The following is a 17394-nucleotide window of genomic DNA, read 5'->3' on the forward strand; positions in this document are numbered from 1 at the left end:
CCACCCTGGAGCACTTCAATCTCGGCAAGTCCAAGCGCACCGAACTCGTCCGCCACATGGACTGGTACGCGGTCAGCGGCGACGGCCTGCGACTGGCCGTCTTCGACGAGGGCGAACTCGCCGTCCTGCCCGCCACCGAGCGCGGCGACGACGACTCCACGGTCTACGTCGACATGCGCCGCATCCTGCACGAGGTGGAGCCGACCGCCGAGTGGCGTCAGTCGTACGCGGAGGCGGGCCGCCTCATCCGCGACTACTTCTGGGCACCCGACATGTGCGGCGTTGACTGGCCGGCGATCCTCGACCAGTACCGGCCGCTGGTCGAACACGTCGCCACCCCCGACGAGTTCGCCGACCTACTGCGCGAAGTCCTCGGCGAACTCGGCACCTCGCACGCCTACGTGCAGCCCGCCCGCCGCAACGAGGGCCCGCCGCACTACCAGCGTCCCATCGGCCTGCTGGGCGCCGACTTCCAGCACAACAAGGACGGCACCTGGACGGTCGCCCGCATCCTGCCCGGCGAGTCGTCCGACTCCAAGGCGCGCTCGCCACTGGCCGGCACCGGTATCCGCGAGGGCGCGATCCTCACCCACATCGACGGCCGCCGCGTCGACCCGCAGGCGGGCCCGTACCCGCTGCTGTCGGGCGCGGGCGGCACCACCGTGGAGCTGACCTTCACCCCGCCCGGCGGCCGCGGCGCGCCCCGCCGTATCGCTGTGGTGCCGTTGATCGACGAGCGGCCACTGCGCTACCAGCACTGGGTGGCCAAGCGGCGCAGCGTCGTCCGGCACCTGAGCGGCGGCCGCTGCGGCTATCTGCACATCCCCGACATGGGCGGCTCGGGCTGGGCGCAGTTCAACCGCGACCTGCGCAAGGAAGTCGCCTACGACGCCCTGCTGGTGGACGTACGCGGCAACGCCGGCGGCAACATCAGCGAACTGGTCATCGAGAAACTCACCCGTACGGTGCTCGGTTGGGATGTCACCCGCAACGCCCAACCCGTCTCCTACGCCGGCAACGCCCCGCGCGGCCCGGTGGTCGCGGTCGCCGACGAGGCCACCTCCTCCGACGGTGACATGATCACCGCGGCGTTCAAGCTGCTGCGACTCGGCCCGGTGGTCGGTCTGCGCACCTGGGGCGGCGTCGTCGGTATGACCGGCCGGCACCGCCTGGGTGACAACACGGTCATCACCGTGCCGATGAACGCCGCCTGGTTCGACGCCTACGGCTGGTCCATCGAGAACCATGGCGTCGCACCCGACATCGAGTGCCTGCGCACCCCGCTCGACTGGGCGGAGGGCAGGCACGGCCAACTCGCCGTCGCCGTCCGCGAAGCGCTGTTGCTGCTCGGCGAGCACCCGGCGGCGGTGCCGCCCGACCTGTCCTCCCGCCCCTCCCGCGCCCGCCCGCCGCTGCCGCCGCGCACCTAGGAGAACCGGGCGACAGCAGGGAGCACCAACGGGGCGCCGTCCGGCCCACGCACGCTGCCTTCGCGCCCTTGGCGGCGGACAGCTACCAAGGGCGCGAAGGCAGCGTGCGGACGCAATGGCCGCCGCAAGGCACGCAGAAGGGGCGCCCACAGGGGGTGCCCCTTCCGTGTCACGGCGTTTCCCGGTGTCAGCGCGAGGCGCGACGCCGAGGTCAGCTCAAGCGGACGTCAGGCCCAGTCGTCCTGGTTGTCGTCCTCGGACTCGCGGCCCATGCGACGCGACACCTGGTCCTCGAGGTCGGAACGACGCTCCTGCCCCTCCTGCTGCATGCCGCGCTGGGCCTGCTCGGGGTTCTGGGCGTCAGCGGACTTGTTCCGCTTGCCACTCTGCGCACCCTTGGCCTGCTCGGCATAGTCCTCGGCCTTGTCCTTGAACTGATCGAAAGCGCCCATGGCTACTCCTCCTGGAGTTTTGTGGGGATGGGGCCTCGACAAGACTTACATGGCCGGACACCCCACGCATCCTGGGACAATAACCCCAGGTCGGCGAGTGGTTACAGCGTGGTTACCGCTACGGAGCGTGATGCGCGGACGCGCGCGCCGACTCGTCCGCGGCCCCTCCCCTGCCGACCAGGCCGCGCCGCATCCCAGCTGCTCGTGCCAGTGCCGGCGCGGCCCGGCGCATCTCCCGCTGCCCCAGCGCGCCTCCGATGATCGACGGCAGGTAGCCGCGCACCGGCTGCATGCCACGCAGCCACCACTGCGCGTACACATGAGGGGATCGTCGTACGATCCCAGCGACGATCCGCTCAACTGCCGGTTCCAGCGGGTAGGTTCGGTTGGTCGGCCACGGCAGCCGCGCGCGCATGGCCCGCAGCGCGTCGTCCTCATCGGCGCCGCGCACCATGTCGGTGTCGGTCCAGCTCAAGTAGCCGACGCCGACCTCGACACCCTTGGGGCCCATCTCGGCGCGCAGGCTGTGCGCGAACGCCTCGACACCCGACTTGCTCGCGCAGTATGCGGCCATCAGCGGCGCGGGGGTGATCGCCGCCAGCGATGCGATCTGCAGAAAATAGCCGTGCGAGTCAACGAGCGCCGGCAGGAACGCCCGTGCGGTCGAGATGCTGCCCAACAGGTTGACCTGGATCACCCGGTCGAAGGCGTCGGGGTCCGACTCGAGGAACGGCCCGCCGGTGGCGACCCCCGCATTGGCGACGGCGACGTCGATCCGCCCGAAGTGCGCCCGGACGTCGGCGGCCACCTGGGCCATCGCCGCCCGGTCGGTGACATCGGCGGTCCAGTTGGCCGCCTCACCGCCCAGTGACGCGGCGACGTTCTTCAGCTCATCGGGTTCGAGGCCGACCAGCGCCAACCGTGCGCCGCGCGCGGCGAGTTTGCGGGCGAGCAGCTCACCGACGCCGCGAGCCGCGCCGGTGACCACCACGACCCGGCCGTCCAACGATGATCCGCTCATGCGCTCTTCTCCTGTTCGCCGACCGTCACAGCCTGACCGCTTGTCGTACCTTCCGATGTCGCGTCACCCTCCGTCAGATGATCGGCCGCCAGAGTGCGGATCACCGCCTCGACGGCGGGCGCGTCCTCGACCGGCGTCATGTGACCGCGGCCGGGCAGTTCGGTCAGCCCGACGCAGTGCGGCAGCGTGGCGGCGATGCGGTGCGCGTGCACCTTGGGAGTGAGTTTGTCGACAGTGCCGACGACGACCGCGGTAGGCGCAGTGAGCGCGGCCACCTCGGCGTCGAGATCCAGCGCGGCCAGCACCTTGCCCCACGCGGAACGCTGCCGCGCCCTGCAGGCGTGCACGATCCGAGCGCAAAACGCCACCTGTTCGGGTGTCGAACCCGGGCTCATCACCCCGTACTTCAACGCAGCCCTGGCCATCGGCGTGACCGGGCCCAGCGGCAGGCGCGAGACGAGGAACTGGCGGTGGAACGCACGCCGCAGCCACCGCGCGCTCAATCGTGGCGGCAGCACCTGTGTCGAGCCGAGCAGTCGGCTGCTGCCGGTGCTCACCAGCAGCGCCGCAGCGGTCCGGTGGCGTACGGACTGCCGCTCGGCGGCCGCCATGATCGTCATACCGCCCATGGAGTGGCCGACGAGCAACGCGCGTTCGCCGTCGGGCAGCACAGCCTCCAGTACGGCTTGCAGATCATCGGCCAATACACCTGTGCCGTAACCCTTGCGGGTGGCCGGCGCCGCACTGAGACCGTGGCCGCGCTGGTCGTATGCGATCAACCGGAAATCCGATGACAGGGCGCGCACGATCGGCGCCCAGAACAGCGTCGAGCACGTCCACCCGTGCGACAGTACGACCGTCGGAGCGTCGGAGCGGCCGTACTCCTCCACGTTCAGGCGCGTCCCGTCCGCGGAGACCGCGGTCAGCGTCCTGCGCGGCTGCACCGCCTCGTACGGCGCGGTCATGACGCCACCTCCGCGGCCCGCCCGGTCGCGGACGCGGCAGCCGGTTGTCCGGCGGGTGCCAGCAGGTTGTACTCGGACAGCTTCAACTGCCTGGTAGCGCGCCGGAACTCGGCGGTGGTGCCGGGCCAGGCCGTGGTGTTGCGGCCGTTGGCGTCCAGGTACCAGCTCTTGCAGCCGCCGGTGTTCCACACGGTGCGCGACGCGCGGCGCTGCATCTCCTCGTTCCACGCGGCGACCGCCGCCGGCTTCGCATCCAGGGCTACGGCACCCGAACGCTCCAGCGTGCGCATGTAGTCGGCCACGTAGTTGAGTGACGATTCGATCATCAGGATCATCGAACTGTTCCCGAGACCGGTGTTCGGTCCGATGATGAACAGAAGATTCGGGAAGCCATCCACGGCGCAGCCACGCAGCGCGGCCATGCCGCCCTTCCAGTGCTCGCTGAGGCTGCGACCGTCCGATCCGATGACCCGATCGCCGATCGGCATGTCGGTGACATGGAAGCCGGTCCCGAAGATGATCGCGTCGACCTCGCGCTCGGTGCCGTCGGCCGTCACCACGGATGAGCCGCGCACCTCACTGAGCGCCGAGGTGACGACCTCGGTGTTGGGCTGCGAGAGCGCCGGATAGTAGGTGTTGGACAACAGGATGCGCTTGCATCCGATGATGTAGTCCGGTGTGAGGCGGGCCCGGAGCCCAGGGTCCTTGACGGACCGCTTCAGGTGGCCGCGTGCGATCCGCTCGGCCGCCTTCATAAGCTTCGGCCGCTTGACGAACGCGCCGACCTGGAACTCCCGGATCAACCAGAGCACGCCACGCCGCATCTTCGCGGTGCCGGGCACCGTGCCGTGCAGCCACCGCTCCGCCGCACCTATCGGCCGGTCCACCCGCGGCATCACCCACGGCGGGGTGCGCTGGATGACGGTCAGCTTCCCGACCTCCGGCTGGATCGACGGCACGATCTGGATCGCGGACGCCCCGGTGCCGACCATGGCGACGCGCTTGCCCTTGAGGTCGAAGTCGTGGTCCCAGCGCGAGGAGTGGAACACCCGCCCGGGAAAGTCCTCGATGCCCGGCACATCCGGAATCTTCGGGTCGGACAGCGGTCCGGTCGCGGAGACCACCACGTCGGCGATCAGTTCGCCGCCGGCCGTCGTCAGGTGCCAGTGCCGTGCCTCGACGTTCCAGCGGGCCTGGAGCACCTCGGCGCCGAAGCGCAGGTGCGGCCGCAGCCCGAAGGTGTCGGCGACCCGTTCGAGGTAGGCGCGGATGTGCTCCTGGCCGGAGAAGGCGCGAGGCCAGTCGGGGTTCGGCGCGAAGGAGAACGAGTAGAGATGGGAGGGCACGTCGCAGGCGCAGCCCGGGTAGCTGTTGTCGCGCCAGGTGCCCCCCACCGCGTCCGCGCGCTCCAGGATCACGAAGTCGGTGATCCCTTCCTGCCGCAGCCTCACCGCGGCCCCTAGACCGCCGAAGCCGGACCCGATCACCGCCACCCGCACGTGTTCGATGTCGTCGTCCATGGCACCGCCTTCCCGCTTTCCCTCAATCACGCCAGCAATCACTGGCACAGTCGGACTGTAAGGCACCAGGCGTTACCTCCGGTAGGGGTAGGTCCGGATTTCGACCGCCCACGGCGCCCACCACGCCCGGCACCGCCCTGGCGCATGTACGACGGGCGGGCGCGCGGAGGAGCACCACGGTCGGCGGATGGGAACCATTTCTGCACCCCCTAGGCTGGCGCCGTGGACGACAACGCGACCGGGCCGCGCGAGTACCGCGTCGAGGAACTGGCCGAAGCAGCCGGCATCCCCGTCAGGACACTGCGGTTCTACCGCGAGCGGCGCCTACTCCCGCCGCCGCGCCGCGAAGGGCGGATCGCCTGGTACTCCAAGGACCACCTCGCGCGTCTGCGCACCATCTCCGCTCTCCTGGAGCGCGGTCACACCCTAGGCGGCATCGCCGAGTTGATTGCCGCCTGGGAGCAGGGCCGCACCCTGGACGGTGTCGCCGAACTCCTCGGGCTGGAAGGCGCCCTCGCCACCCCGTGGTCCGAGGAGACACCGGTAAGGCTCAGCCCCCAGGAGCTCGCCGATTACTTCGGCGAGGACATAAGCCCTGACAACCTGACCGACTCCCTGGAGATCGGATACATCGCAGTCGACGGCGAGCAGGTCGTGCACGTCAGCCGCCGCCTGCTGGACGCCTCTGCCGCGCTCGTCCGCGAAGGCGTGCCGCTGTCCGCCGTTCTCGCCGCGGGCCGAGAAGTACGTAACCACGTCGACGCCATGGCCGACCTGTTCACCCAGGTCATCAAGTCCCACGTCATGGGGGGCCTGACCGGCCTGACGCCCGACGATGCCCACCGCATCGCCGAGTCCCTGCAACGACTGCGCCCGCTGGCCAAGAACATCGTCGACGCGGAGATGTCGCTCGCCATGGACCGCAGGGTGCGCGCCGAGATCGACACCTGGATGCGAAGCCACGTAGAACCGCCCTCCGGCGCCCATGGCGACGCCCGTGGCACGGACCCGAACCGCGACGCCGATGCCACGCCCGAGCCCACCGACGAGCGACCGGGACCCGCCACCCGCCACCCCTGAGTACTGACCCGCGCCCCGCGCGCGTCGTACCGTACGACCTGAGAGAGTGGAAACGGCCCATCGATCGGGAGGTGCCCCGTGCAACAGCCTCAAGACGCTAACGCCGAGCAGGCCATCCTGGGTCGTATCAGCAAGATGGTGTCCGACGAGAAGGTCCTGCGCGACCTGCTCGCGGGAGGCGGCGACGAAGGCGGCAACCAGCGCGAACGCCTCGCCGCCCTGGAGCGCGAACTTGACCAGTGCTGGGACCTGCTACGCCAGCGCCGCGCCCTGTCCGAGGCCGGCGAGGATCCGGGAGGCGCCCGCGTACGGCCCTCCTCGACCGTCGAGGGCTACCGTTCGTGAGTCCCGCCCCCGACGACCTCACTGTCGTCGACGTCCCTGCCGCACAGCGCTACGAAGCCCGTACGGACGGCGGCCTGGCCGGCTTCGCCGCCTACCTGCGCGGTGACGCGCTGATCGCCTTCGTCCACACCGAGGTGCAGGAAGGCTACGAAGGCCGCGGCGTCGGTTCCGCGCTGGCCCGTGCTGCCCTCGACGACGCCCGTGCCCGCGGACTGGGGGTCCTGGCGATCTGCCCCTTCATCGACGGATGGATCAGCAAGCACCCCGATTACGAGGACCTGCGCTACGCACCTGACAGCAAGGTGACTGACTAGGCATTCTGGGCGCGCGCCTCTGGCCTTGAACGCGTAACCAGCGCCCTTGGGTGCCAGGCCGTGCACCCAAGGGCGCCGGCCCGACAGCTGGCATCCATGGACGCGGCCCAGCCGCCGCCCATGTCGTATGCCTTTGAGGTCCGTGTCGGATTCTCGCCAGACCGATGCTGTGACGAGGCGCGACACTGGTGAGATGCATACGGACTTCGATGCTTGCGTGCGGGCCGTGCAGTCGAAGGACTCCCGTTTCGACGGGTGGTTCTTCACCGCGGCGCTGACCACGCGTATCTACTGCCGGCCGAGTTGCCCCGTCGTGCCGCCGAAGGTCGAGAACATGACGTTCTACCCGAGCGCGGCGGCCGCTCAGCAGGCCGGGTTCCGTGCCTGCAAGCGCTGCCGCCCGGATGCCAGCCCCGGCTCACCACAGTGGAACGAGCGAGCCGACCTCGTGGCCCGGGCGATGCGGCTGATCGGCGACGGCGTGGTCGACCGGGAGGGCGTACCCGGCCTCGCGTCCCGGCTCGGCTACAGCGCGCGGCAGGTCGAGCGTCAGTTGCTCGCCGAGTTGGGCGCGGGCCCCTTGGCGCTTGCCAGGGCCCAGCGCGCGCAGACCGCACGGCTGCTCATCGAGACGACGGCCATGCCGATGGGCGAGATAGCGTTCGCGGCCGGCTTCGCCAGCATCCGCACCTTCAACGACACCGTGCGGGAGGTGTTCGCCCTGACCCCTGGTGAACTGCGCGCCAGGGTCGCCAAGGGCCGCCCGACCGCCGCGGCGGGCTCTATAGCGCTACGGCTGCCGTTCCGCCGCCCGCTCAACCCTGACAACCTCTTCGGCCACCTCGCGGCCACCGCCGTCCCGGGTGTCGAGGAGTGGCGCGGCGGGGCGTACCGGCGCACGCTGCGGCTGCCGAACGGCTCCGGCACGGTGTCGCTGCGGCCGGAATCCGACCACATCGGCTGCCGGCTGTCGCTCACCGACTGGCGTGACCTCGGACAGGCGATCAGCCGCTGCCGCCGCGTGCTCGACCTGGACGCCGACCCGCTCGCTGTGGACGCGCTCCTGTCGTCCGACCCGGTGCTGGCACCCCTGGTCGCCAAGGCGCCTGGACGCAGGGTGCCACGGGTCGCCGACGGGCCGGAGTTCGCGGTGCGCGCGGTGCTCGGCCAGCAGATCTCGACGTCGGCGGCGCGCACCCACGCAGGACGCCTGGTGACGGCGTACGGGGAGCCCGTCGCGGACCCGGGCGGCGGCCTCACCCACCTGTTCCCGTCGCCCGAGACGCTCATCGAGCGCGCCCCCGCGTCGCTGGCAATGCCGCAGACCCGCAAGGACACTCTCGCAGCGCTGCTACGGGCCCTGGTGGACGGCGAACTCGACCTGGACGTCGGCAGCGACTGGCAACGCGCCAGAGCCCGGCTCGCGGCCCTCCCGGGCTTCGGGCCGTGGACTGTGGAGACCATCGCCATGCGCGCACTCGGCGACCCGGACGCGTTTCTCCCCACCGACCTCGGTGTCAGATACGCGGCCCGCGACCTCGGCCTGCCCACCACCCCGGCCGCGCTGACCCGTCATGCCATCGCCTGGCAGCCCTGGCGTGCATACGCGACGCAGTACCTGTGGGCAACGGGCGATCATCCGATCAACGTCCTTCCCGACGACGACCCTTCAGCCGCCAAACCCTCCGATAGCCGTGGCACTTCAGTTATGGAAGGCACCGCACCATGAGCACCGTGACGACGACCACGACGGCGTCCGCCGTCCACACCGTGGTGGATAGCCCCTGCGGCCCGCTGACGCTTGTCGCCCGGGAGGGTGAGCTCAGCGGCCTCTATATGACCGACCAACGGCACCTCCCACAACTGGAAAGCTTCGGCCCGCGCTCGGACCTGCCCGCCTTCGACCGCGCCGAGGAACAGCTCGCCGCCTACTTCGACGGCGAACTTGCCTCCTTCGACCTCGCCCTGCACATGATCGGCACGCCCTTCCAGAAGCGCGTGTGGGCGGCACTGTGCGACATCCCCTACGGCGAGACCGTCACCTACGGCGAACTCGCCGCGGCGATGGGACGCCCCACCGCCTCCCGCGCGGTGGGGCTGGCCAACGGCAAGAACCCGATCGGCATCATCGTCCCCTGCCACCGTGTCGTAGGCGCCGACGGCAGCCTCACCGGCTACGGCGGCGGTCTCACCCGCAAGCAGTGGCTGCTCGACCTCGAACGCGGCGCACACCAGCCGACCCTGACTTGACGGCACCCGCGCGAGTGACATGACGCCGTGCCACTCCATCTGGGTGTGCAGGGCCCGGCCGGTCACCACGACCGGCCGGGGCCCGAACCAACTGCGCGACGACGATATGACCGTCACACCCGCACGCTCGCCCGGTCCTCCTCGTCCTCGTCCGAGGACGCGACGCGACTCGGCCGCTCGGCGAGGTTCTTACGCAGGTGCTCGCCCTCGACGTCGACATTGGGCAGCGCGCGGTCCAGCCAGCGCGGCAGCCACCAAGCGGACTGCCCGAGCAGCGCGAGCACCGCCGGCACGATCGTCATCCTTACGACGAACGCATCGAACGCGACCGCGATCGCAAGCCCGAAGCCCATCATCTTGATCATCGATTCCGACGATCCGATGAACCCAGCGAACACACTGATCATGATGACCGCGGCCGCGGACACCACCCGCGCACCATGGGTGAAGCCGGTCACGACCGCCTGACGCGGCGACTCGCCGTGCACGTACGCCTCACGCATTCGGGTGACCAGGAACACCTCGTAGTCCATGGCCAGTCCGAAGACCACACCGACCATGAAGATCGGCATCATGCTCATGATCGTACCGGTCTGCTGAACGCCCATCAGACCGGACAGCCAGCCCCACTGGAAGACGGCCACCACCGCGCCGAGCGCCGCGAGCACCGACAGCAGGAAGCCGAGCGCCGCCTTCAACGGCACCAGCACCGAACGGAACACGACCATCAGCAGCAGGAACGCCAGTCCCACGACAAGTGCCAGGTACGGCAGCAGCGCGTCGTTCAGCTTCTGCGAGACATCGATGTTCATCGCGGTGGTGCCGGTGACGAGGACCTTCGCGCCCGTGGAGTCGGTGAAGTCACCCGCATGACCGCGGATGGTGTGCACCAGGTCCTCGGTCTGCGTGCTGCTCGGCTTCGACGCGGGCACCACGGTGAGGGTCGCCGTGTCACCCTTCGGGTTGAACGCCGGCCCGGTCACCGTCTTGACGTCGGCGAAGCCCGCGATGGTCTGCTTGACGTCCTGAGCTGCCGACTTCGGCTGCTTGCTGTGTGCCACGTCGACGACCACCATCAGCGGCCCGTTGAAGCCCGGCCCGAAACCGTCCGACAGCATGTCGTACGCCTTGCGCTGGGTGGTACTGACCGGCTGCGAACCGTCGTCGGGCAGGCCGAGTTCCATCCGGCTCATCGGAATGGCCGCAAGACCCAGCGCCACCACCGCGGCGACCAGGAACGGCACCCGACGCCGCACGACGAGCTGCGCCCAGCGCGTGCCCATGTTCGGCTTGCCCGTCGGATTGGCACGCCCCTTGCGCACCTTGCGGCTGAGCGCCTTGGGGCCGGCGAAGCCGAGCAGCGCGGGGATGAGTGTGAGCGCGATGAGCACGGCCAGCGCAACCGTCGCGGCCGCCGCCAGACCCATCTTGGTGAGCATCGGGATGTTGACCACCGCGAGGCCCGCCAGGGCGATCAGCACGGTGAGTCCGGCGAATACCACGGCCGAACCGGCCGTACCGACCGCCCGACCCGCCGCATCCTCGCCGTCTCGGCCCTCCATAAGCTCATGTCGGTGACGTGAGACGATGAACAGCGCGTAGTCGATGCCGACCGCCAGTCCGATCATCGACGCAAGCGTCGAGGACGTGCTCGACAAGCCGAGTGTCGTCGCCAGGGCGGTGATCGACGCGATTCCGACACCGACACCCATAATCGCCGTCAGAAGCGGCAACCCGGCGGCGACCAGCGAACTGAACGTGATCAAAAGCACGACCGCCGCTATGCCGATGCCTATGACCTCACTGTTGCCGGTCTCCGGTGACGCCTGGAGCGCGGAGCCGCCGGTCTCGACGGTCAGCCCGGCGTCACGGCCGTGCTGCGCCGCGTCCTCGATCGCGGTATGCGTCGCGTCGGTGACCTCTGTCGACTTGGCGACATAGCTGACGGACGCGTACGCGGTGGTGCCGTCCTTGCTGACCGCACCCGCGGTATACGGGTCCGTGACCGTCGCCTTCTGCGGGCTGTTCTTCAGATCGGTGACGACCTTCTCGACCGCCGCCTTGTTCGGTCCCGCGGTGATCTTCTGGCCGTTGGGCGCCTGGAAGACCATCCGCGCGGACGCGCCGTCGGCGTTGGTACCGGGGAAGCGGTCGTGGAGCAGGTCGAACGCCTGCTGCGCCTCGGTGCCCGGGACGGTGAAGTTGTCGGCCGGAGCGGACCGCGCAGTCGCGGCGCCGAGGCCCGCGAGGGCGAGCAGCGCCACCCACAACAGAACCACGTAGCGCCGCTGCCGGAAGGAGAACCGGCCCAGCTTGTAGAGGAATGTGGCCATGGAGGCATGAGCTCCCGTCAGGAGGGGCGGTCATGGGCGTGAGGAACCAGCCCGACGACGAGAGCGGCGTGTCAGGTGGAGCGTGGTGTGTTGATGTGGTGGTACGGAAAGGTTCAGTGGTTCGGGCGTAGTCGGATCAACGGTCGGACGAACTGACCCGGCCGACCGGACCGATCATCGGGCCGCTGAGCTCAGGACAGGCCGAGTGCGGGGACGACCACCGCGTCGATGTATTTGTGGCTGTATTCAGGATCGGGGTCGATGCCTTCGATGATCGGGCGGGCCAGCGCCCCTCCGAACAGCATGTGCGGCACGAAGTCGCGCGCCGGGTTGTCCGCAGCCAATTCACCGCGGTCCACCGCACGCTGCACCAGTTCGGCAAAGCTGACCAGTTCCGGTTCGATGAGCAGATCGCGCAGGGCGCGGAACAGGTCGATATTCTGAAATGCCGCGTGCGACAGTCCGCGAATCAGTTCCTGGTCGCGCTTGACCTCGGTCTCGTCGTGCAGCCGCACGAGTTCGTGTAGGTCGCCCGCGAGCGAACCGGTGTCGATGTCCGCGAGGGAGATCGGCTTGCACTGACGAAGCGCCGTGGCGACCAGTTCCGGCTTGCCCTTCCACTGGCGGTAGAGAGTGGCCTTGCTGGAGCGGGTACGGGCGGCGACGGCGTCCATGGTCAGTGCCTCGTAGCCGACCTCGCGCAGCAGGTCGACCACAGCCTCGTACAGCTCCTGCTCACGTTCGGGAGTCAGGCGACTGCGCCGCGTAGAGGTGCCCGTTTCCGGCGACATGCCCTCACCTCCCTGCCCAATTGGTCGCACCGATCATACGGACTCATCACCGCATGAACGCGCTTCGAAACGATGTCGTACACCTAAGACAGTAACCGGCCCGCGATCGAAACGCCACCGTTTCGATCGTGGGCCGTATCACGTCACCACCAGGCAACCGTCAAGCCCCCATCAGCTTGTTTCGACCTGGTACCCCGACACCCCCTGACACCCTGGCGTCGCACCCCCGCGTACTCGTCCCTCACGCACGACTGCGTCCAGCCCGACCGTCACGCCGGCAGCGCGATGGTGTGCCCAGTGCGCTCGGCCTTCGCCCGCAGGTAGCTGACGTTGGACGCCGAGACGTGAACGGCGGTCGGAATCTGCTCGATGACCTCGACACCCAAGGCGTCGAGCTGTCGCGCCTTGTCAGGGTTGTTACTCAGCAGCCGGATGCTCCCGACCCCCAGGGCGACGAGCATTTGTGCGGCGGCGGTGTAGTCGCGCTCCTCCTCGCCGCGACCGAGGGCAAGGTTCGCCTCGTAGGTGTCGAGGCCGTCGTCCTGAAGGGCATAGGCGTCGAGCTTCGCGTACAGCCCGATCCCGCGCCCCTCCTGCCGCAGGTAGAGCAAGTAGCCACCACTGGCGGCGATCCGTTCCACCGACTCCCTCAACTGCGGCCCGCAGTCGCACCGTTCGGAGCCGAACACATCACCCGTCATGCATTCCGAGTGCGGTCGCACGAGCGGCACGTCGCTGTTGCGGTAGTCGCCAATACCCAGCGCCAGGTGCTCCTTGCCGTCCACCAGACCGGTGAACGTATATACATCGGCGGTCGCCCCCCACCCGTCGGAGAACCGAAGCGGAACACGCACCTTCGTACGGACCTTGGCGGCGGCCACAGCCACACCAGCGTCAACCGTAATCGACACTCCCTCGGAAGATCTTGAAACATCAAGCTCCCTCGCTTCGCCATTTATTTCCCCCGGATCACGTGCCTCAGGTCACACGGCAGCGTCACCGTGGGGCGCAGAGCCCTCACGGAGTGGACGCGACCACCCGCGCTTCCAGGGCGCGTCCCGGTTTTCCACCGCCCGTCACCTCGGCCGGTAGACCGCCACGGCGAAGGACGCGGTCGTCTCGACCGGGTCGCCCATGGTCGCGATACGTCGGCCCAGTTCCCCAGCATCGACGTGCCGGGCCGAGGGACCCATGGACACGAGGTCGTTCGCCTCCTGGGGGGTCAGACGCAAGCTGTACTCCAACTCCAGCACGTCAGCGCGCGCAGGCCGGAAGTGGGCGTCGAGCGTGCGCGAGAGCCGCTCGTCCTTCGCCGCGTCGACCGTCAGCAGACCCGCGGCACTGCGCAGTTCGGCCAGGTGCCGCGCAGTCGGGGTGACCACCACAAGCGCACCCCCCGGACGCAGAACCCGCCGGAACTCGGGGCCGTTGCGCGGCGCGAAGACGTTCAGCACGACGTCCATCGACCCCGACCGCACCGGAAGGTCACGCCACACGTCCCATACAGCTGCGGCCGCCCGCGGATGGGTGCGTGCCGCCCGCCGCAGCGCGAACTTGGAAACATCCAAGCCAAGCCCGACCGCCTCGGGCACCGCGTCCAGGATGGCGGCGAGGTAGTAGCCGGTGCCGGCGCCCGCGTCCAAGACGGCGGCCCGCGTCTCGCACCATCGGGCCGCAACCTCTGCCACTGCGCGGCCCAGCGGCGCGTAGTGCCCGGCGCCCAGGAACGCGTCACGGGCGCCGACCATCGGTGCGGTGTCGGCGCTCCCCGCCCGCATATCGCCCGTCAGGAGGCTGACGTACCCCTGGCGCGCGATGTCGAAGGTGTGCTGTCTGCCGCACCGAAGGGCGCCCGCCGACGCGCGGAGGCCGTCGCCGCACAGCGGGCAGCGAAGGACATCCAGGAGCCTGCGACGCGGGTCGCCGTCCTCGAACACGGATGGAGTCATGCTCTGTTCCTCGGTATTGCTCGGTATTGCTCGGCGTCGGTCGCGGTCGCGGTCGCGGTCAGGGTCAGGGTCAGGGTCGACGGTACGTGGTCGGCGCCGGGCGGCAGGAACCGGAAGCCGCCAGCACCCGCTGGGTCGCCCCCTGCGGCCCCACAGTCGGACCGAGTGGGTTTTCCCCACCCGAGCGGTGCCGTCGCGGCAGAAGCCCGTCTACGGGCTCGGAACGGGCTTCACGGAACGATCTCTCGGACCGCGTTCGCCGACGGACGCCCGGGCGGGCCGCAACCACCGCCGCGAACGGACACGGGCGCCCCACGGCCGTACGCACCGCCACCGAGCTACCGGTATGCGTAAGAACTGCTGCTCCATGGCAGGCCCAAGAGGCTGCACGCAGGCAAGACCGGCGCCGACTGTCCTACTTGGGCTGGGGGCGCTGCTGGTGGAACAGGTCGACGCCCTCCAGGATCCCCTTTTGCACGATGACCGGATGCGCCTCCAGCCACGCCCGTGCAGCCTCGTTGGTCGGAACATCCGTGACCATTTGGTAGACCCGCAGATAGCCGGCGAGGCGGTTCAGGAGCGCGCTCTCCTTGATGGAACCCGCGCTCCCGTAGGCGGACAGGACCACAGCCCCTGAGTGCACGTAGCTGTCCATGCGATGGAACTCGAGGGCGAGCTGCTTGCGTTCGGGAGAGAGTCTGCTCGCCTCGATACCCCCGACCACTGCGGAGAGCTTGCCCTCACTCTGAGATAGCTGTCCCCGATAGCGAGCTTGAGCGCCGCCGCGGCCTCCATGCCGAACGCGCGCAACTCCGAGCAGATCCACCGCTCCTTCATCGTCAGTTTGGGAGTATGGGACTTGAACTTGCCGGTGACGGAGTCGAGGGCGTGCTGCATCTCATGGGACACCGTCGCGGCGAACTCCCTTAGTTCGCGAGGCGACGCGTCATCGGCGAGCGGCTTGATCTGCAGCACGCCGCCCTGCGCGGTCTGATCGTCGATGGTGAACTTTGCACGCGCACACGCGAAGTTCGTCTCATCGTCGATCTCGACCGTGACGGATACTTCCTCGAGCGCCTTGAACAGGTCCCGGTACGGGATGGCAAAGTGAACGCCATCCTGCTCGCCGGAGACCTTGGCGAGCCGCTCGGCGAAGCGGTCCGGCGGGAGGTTGTCCCGCGACCATCTGCCCTTCGCATAGGTGATGGCGCGCTGCACGACCGGCTCGCCGAAGTGTTCGTCTGTCGCGCTCTCGAGCGTCCGCTGCACGGGCGCCGGGCCGGCCAGCACCCGGGTCGCGTTGGCTTCGGCCTCACGCTCGAAGTGATCGCGCGGGGAGAAGATCTTCAGTTCCTGGCCGTTCTCGGTCCCCGCGACCGGGCCCTGCCGCTGCTGGACGACATGCGTCAACTCGTGTGCAAGGGTGTGCCGGTCCGCGCCGCCGTCGCCGATGAGCACGTGGTTGCCGGAGGTGTAGGCGCGGGCGCCGATCTCACTGGCGGAGCGCTGGGCGGCGGTCCCGGTGTGCAGCCGAAATCGGAGAAGTCCGCTCCGATCCGGGCCTCCATGTCCCGCCTGACCGGTCCCACCAGGGGCGTACCAGTGGTGCGGAGCACCTCGTCGACAGCCGAACGCTGCACTGCTGGGGCCGGGGCGACGGGCTGATGCCCACAGGCACCCGACTGGGCCCGCTCCAGCATCCCGGCCACCGCGGCATTGCCCGCAGTGCGTTGCAGAGCCAGAAGCGAAGCCCCGTCCACCCCGCCGGGCTGGAAGGCTGCCGGAAGTGAGGGTTGCGATGCCGCTCGGCCGGCCGCCTTACGACGTACGGCCGCTTGCGGCGTCTTGTCACTTTCATGGGCACGCATGAGGTAAATCCCTTGTCACGGCACGGACGGGCAGTTCCATGACTACACGGAGCCCGGACCGTACGGGAGGGCGAGAAGGGCAGAGCACGGTGCCCTCGGAGGTGCTCACGCAGCGCGTGGACGACGACAAGCCGCTCGCCGCCACGAGGTCCCCACACTCCGACATCCCTTGCTCACATCACCGACCTCGACGTCGCCGACCGTTGTACGAACGGGCTCAGGGGCAGACGCAGTTCGTCCCGTACGGGAGAGGCCACAAGGCAAGGAGGGCAAGGACATCACCAGGGTGACGTCGAGCTGGCGTGCCCGCAGCGGACCCAGGTGTCGCCAGGCAGTGATCGCGACACCGATGCTGACAACCAGGCAACCAGGTCCGATGCCACCTACTCGGCCGCCGCCTCGTACAGACCGCGGAGACGCCAAAATCCCGCCCGATCAATCGGCCGGACGGGATCTCGTGAACTCTTCCCGAGTTAACACTCAAGAACAGTCGCGTTGTGGACCTGAGGGGATTCGAACCCCTGACCCCCTCGATGCGAACGAGGTGCGCTACCGGACTGCGCCACAGGCCCTTGCAACGAGGAAAACTCTAGCATCCCCGGGGCGGTGGTCGTGAACCTGATACCGGCTGGTCCACGACACTCACTCGTTGGCGGCGCGGGGGCGGTCGGGGTCCGCGTACTGGTCGAACAGCGGGGTCCGCGTGGTACGCGGGCGGCGCGCCGGGGGCTGCTGCTCGCCCGGTTGGGCCGCCTCACGGGGCTGCTGGGCATCGTGGTGGTCGCGCTGCTCGCGCGCCGCCGCGGAATCACCCGGCGTCGTACCGGAGCGGGCCGAGCTCCACGTGCCGGGTGCGCCGAGGTCGACGCCCCTGGATGTACGGGGGGCGACGGGCGCGGTCACGTAGGTGGGCAGCGGCACCGGTACGGGCGCCCAGCCGTCGTCGGCGGACTGCTGGGCCCGCTGCTGGTCGATCCACTCGGCGTGGTCGGTCTGCTCGACCAGGGCGCGGCGATCGGCGGAGCGGGGGGACGGTGCGGGCGCCGCGGAAGGCGCCGGGCGGGCACCCTGGGCGG

16 protein-coding genes, 1 tRNA gene and 1 pseudogene are annotated in these 17394 nt (G+C 69.3%); 6 read left to right on the forward strand and 12 right to left on the reverse strand.

Features of this window, described 5'->3' with window-relative positions; translation table 11 throughout:
• Positions 1-1430, forward strand: a 1430-nt coding sequence (locus AC13HU_RS11555; RefSeq protein ID WP_483041714.1) for a S41 family peptidase, incomplete at its 5' end; no start/stop codon positions are given.
• 227 nt (positions 1431-1657) lie between these two features.
• Here the strand turns inward: AC13HU_RS11555 and AC13HU_RS11560 are convergent.
• The 4 genes from AC13HU_RS11560 to AC13HU_RS11575 form a co-directional block, all read right to left on the reverse strand.
• Positions 1658-1882: a hypothetical protein gene (locus AC13HU_RS11560; RefSeq protein WP_483041715.1), complete on the reverse strand. Its 225-nt coding sequence runs from the start codon at positions 1880-1882 to the stop codon at positions 1658-1660.
• Between the two features lie 118 nt (positions 1883-2000).
• Complete coding sequence (locus AC13HU_RS11565) at positions 2001-2903, reverse strand: SDR family oxidoreductase (RefSeq protein ID WP_483041716.1); 903 nt, start codon at positions 2901-2903, stop codon at positions 2001-2003.
• Entirely contained in the window at positions 2900-3868 is a 969-nt protein-coding gene (locus AC13HU_RS11570; RefSeq protein WP_483041717.1) for an alpha/beta fold hydrolase, read from the reverse strand. Before AC13HU_RS11570 ends, AC13HU_RS11565 begins: the two co-directional genes overlap by 4 nt.
• A complete protein-coding gene (locus AC13HU_RS11575; RefSeq protein WP_483041718.1) occupies positions 3865-5388 on the reverse strand; it encodes a flavin-containing monooxygenase in 1524 nt (507 codons plus the stop codon). The genes AC13HU_RS11570 and AC13HU_RS11575 overlap by 4 nt, the downstream gene beginning before the upstream one ends.
• 222 nt (positions 5389-5610) lie before the next feature.
• Here AC13HU_RS11575 and AC13HU_RS11580 point away from each other — a divergent pair, with 222 nt between their 5' ends.
• The 5 genes from AC13HU_RS11580 to AC13HU_RS11600 all read left to right on the forward strand — a co-directional run bounded on the left by AC13HU_RS11580 (position 5611) and on the right by AC13HU_RS11600 (position 9377).
• Complete coding sequence (locus AC13HU_RS11580) at positions 5611-6468, forward strand: MerR family transcriptional regulator (protein ID WP_483041719.1); 858 nt, start codon at positions 5611-5613, stop codon at positions 6466-6468.
• 78 nt (positions 6469-6546) lie between these two features.
• Complete coding sequence (locus tag AC13HU_RS11585) at positions 6547-6813, forward strand: DUF2630 family protein (RefSeq protein ID WP_483041720.1); 267 nt, start codon at positions 6547-6549, stop codon at positions 6811-6813.
• Entirely contained in the window at positions 6810-7127 is a 318-nt protein-coding gene (locus AC13HU_RS11590) for a GNAT family N-acetyltransferase (RefSeq protein ID WP_483041721.1), read from the forward strand. Before AC13HU_RS11585 ends, AC13HU_RS11590 begins: the two co-directional genes overlap by 4 nt.
• Before the next feature lie 193 nt (positions 7128-7320).
• Positions 7321-8856, forward strand: a complete 1536-nt coding sequence (locus AC13HU_RS11595; protein ID WP_483041722.1) for an AlkA N-terminal domain-containing protein — start codon at positions 7321-7323, stop codon at positions 8854-8856.
• Positions 8853-9377 (forward strand): methylated-DNA--[protein]-cysteine S-methyltransferase, encoded by a 525-nt coding sequence (locus AC13HU_RS11600; RefSeq protein ID WP_483041723.1) that lies wholly within the window; start codon positions 8853-8855, stop codon positions 9375-9377. The genes AC13HU_RS11595 and AC13HU_RS11600 overlap by 4 nt, the downstream gene beginning before the upstream one ends.
• A gap of 113 nt (positions 9378-9490) precedes the next feature.
• Here AC13HU_RS11600 and AC13HU_RS11605 read toward each other — a convergent pair whose 3' ends face one another.
• The 8 genes and pseudogenes from AC13HU_RS11605 to AC13HU_RS11640 all read right to left on the reverse strand — a co-directional run.
• Positions 9491-11710, reverse strand: coding sequence for an MMPL family transporter (locus tag AC13HU_RS11605; protein ID WP_483041724.1), 2220 nt, complete (start codon positions 11708-11710; stop codon positions 9491-9493).
• A gap of 191 nt (positions 11711-11901) precedes the next feature.
• Positions 11902-12501 carry a TetR/AcrR family transcriptional regulator gene (locus AC13HU_RS11610; RefSeq protein WP_483041725.1) on the reverse strand — a complete coding sequence of 200 codons (600 nt, stop codon included), beginning with the start codon at positions 12499-12501 and terminating at the stop codon, positions 11902-11904.
• Between the two features lie 269 nt (positions 12502-12770).
• Positions 12771-13382 (reverse strand): GTP cyclohydrolase II, encoded by a 612-nt coding sequence (locus AC13HU_RS11615; RefSeq protein ID WP_483041726.1) that lies wholly within the window; start codon positions 13380-13382, stop codon positions 12771-12773.
• Positions 13383-13577: 195 nt separating this feature from the next.
• On the reverse strand, positions 13578-14450 hold the full coding sequence (locus tag AC13HU_RS11620; protein ID WP_483041727.1) for a putative RNA methyltransferase: 873 nt from the start codon (positions 14448-14450) through the stop codon (positions 13578-13580).
• A gap of 415 nt (positions 14451-14865) precedes the next feature.
• A complete protein-coding gene (locus tag AC13HU_RS11625; RefSeq protein WP_483041728.1) occupies positions 14866-14991 on the reverse strand; it encodes a hypothetical protein in 126 nt (41 codons plus the stop codon).
• Between the two features lie 32 nt (positions 14992-15023).
• Positions 15024-16250: an eCIS core domain-containing protein gene (locus AC13HU_RS11630; RefSeq protein ID WP_483041729.1), complete on the reverse strand. Its 1227-nt coding sequence runs from the start codon at positions 16248-16250 to the stop codon at positions 15024-15026.
• A gap of 566 nt (positions 16251-16816) precedes the next feature.
• Positions 16817-16890 (reverse strand) — tRNA-Ala (locus tag AC13HU_RS11635).
• Positions 16891-16960: 70 nt separating this feature from the next.
• Positions 16961-17394 (reverse strand): annotated as a pseudogene (locus tag AC13HU_RS11640) (hypothetical protein); the annotation flags it as partial.

Source organism: Streptomyces sp. NH27 (assembly GCF_056859195.1).